Source organism: Rhodopirellula maiorica SM1 (assembly GCF_000346295.1).
Lineage (GTDB): Bacteria > Planctomycetota > Planctomycetia > Pirellulales > Pirellulaceae > Novipirellula > Novipirellula maiorica.
The window spans coordinates 1-1,850 of record NZ_ANOG01000244.1; the positions used below are offsets into that span (position 1 = coordinate 1).

Sequence of the window (1,850 nt, forward strand, 5' to 3'; positions counted from 1 at the left end):
CCGTTCCCGAACGACAAACCACTGACGGCGAACCGGCGGGGGATCCAATCTACTCGACGTTGCCACTCGATGATCGCGAGTTCTGCGAAATCATTATCGATTTTGTACGCCGTCTCGATCCTCAAATTGCCGAGATGCGGCGTTTGGTGACCGCGAGCGCAACAAACGAATTGATCGAACTGGCCCATTGGCTAAAAGGAGCAGGGGGAACCGTCGGATACAGTGAATTCACCTCGCCTTCGTCCGCTTTGGTTGACGCCGCACGATCGGGTTCGATGACGGAATGCGAGAAATGTGTCGATGCCATTGCGTCGATTCGCCAGCGATTGGTCGTCCCGGTGTTGGAATGAGTTGCCATACGACGTCGCGGCGTCCGAGGTCGGAATAATCGGAACCATCGGTTCATTTGACCTGATCCAACGATGTTTCCAAGGCCACCGCGTCCTCAATGCCGAGACGAGCTTAGGTGTGAGCCATGCTATAAGAGCTTGAAATTTCTTTAACGCATTGTGACGCCGGCCATGATTAGCCCCATCGCTTCCTCGCCTACGCATCCCCACCCTTTCCCCAAAGCTGCGGTCCCGCTCGGTTCGCACGTTGTCGCAAAAAATGCAGCACAATTATCGGGCAAGATCATGATCGTTGACGACGAGATCGCGAACGTATTGGTCGCCAAAAAACATCTCGAGCAAGCAGGTTACAGTTCGTTCGAAATGACAACCGATTCGTCGGTTGCGCTCAATCTGATCTGCGCCAACCGTCCTGATGTCGTGTTGCTTGACATCAATATGCCCGAAGTCGATGGGATCACGATCCTACGTCAATTGCGTGAACGCCCCGAATTTCGTCATTTGCCCGTGCTGATTCTGACGGCAAACAGTGATGCGGAAGTTAAGCTGAAATGTTTAGATTTGGGCGCGACCGACTTCTTAGTCAAACCGGTGGACCCGATGGAACTTGCACCTCGCGTGCGTAATGCATTGCTGACGAAATCGTTTCAAGACCAGTTGCAAAAACATGCGTCGCAGTTGGAAGAAAAGGTTCAGCTGCGAACCCAAGATCTCGAGCGGTCCCGACGCGAAGTGATCTACTGTTTGGCACGTGCCGCAGAACTACGAGACAACGATACCGGAAACCACGTGATTCGTGTGGGCCGATTTGCGGGGCTGATCGCAGATCAACTTGGACTGCCCAATTGGTATGTCGAAGACGTCGAATTGGCGTCTCAGTTGCACGACGTCGGAAAAATAGCAGTGCCCGACGCCATCTTGCTCAAACCGGGACGAATTGAACCCGAAGAATACGAGTTGATCCGAAACCATCTTCGCAAGGACGGTCCTCGCATCGAGCCGCACAGCGGTGACGATGTCAAAACGATGCGAAAGCACGTGGAAATAGGCTCAAAGATGCTGCAGGACGGAAGCTCGCTGATGCGATTGGCCGCCAGCATCGCCATGACGCACCACGAAAATTTTGATGGCAGCGGCTATCCACAAGGATTGGCCGGTGAAGCGATTCCCTTGGAAGGACGAATCACCGCGGTGGCCGACGCCTACGATGCGTTGGCATCCGACCGACCGTACAAACAGGCATTGCCGCGAGCGACCTGTTTCGAAATTTTAGATCAACAGCGTGGCAAACACTTTGATCCGGCAGTGCTCGACGCCTTCTTTCGCGCATCCCGCGACATCGTCCAAGTGCAAGTCGAGTTCATGGACTTCTGCACGCCGACTAGTGCCTAGGCACGCTGCTGAATTGAGCCTCCCTGCTGGGAGGGTCGGCCGCGAAACGCGGGCGGGGAGGGCTGGTGAATCTCGCTTGCACCGGTCATCCGCTAACACAACGAGCCC

2 protein-coding genes are annotated in these 1,850 nt (G+C 54.8%); both read left to right on the forward strand.

Annotation, left to right across the window (positions count from 1 at the left end; genetic code table 11):
• Positions 1–350 (forward strand): Hpt domain-containing protein (locus tag RMSM_RS07285; protein WP_040764621.1); only part of this gene is annotated, 350 nt, incomplete at its 5' end.
• Between the two features lie 171 nt (positions 351–521).
• Positions 522–1,742 carry an HD-GYP domain-containing protein gene (locus RMSM_RS07290; protein ID WP_008693620.1) on the forward strand — a complete coding sequence of 407 codons (1,221 nt, stop codon included), beginning with the start codon at positions 522–524 and terminating at the stop codon, positions 1,740–1,742.
• The last annotated feature ends 108 nt before the right edge of the window (positions 1,743–1,850 follow it).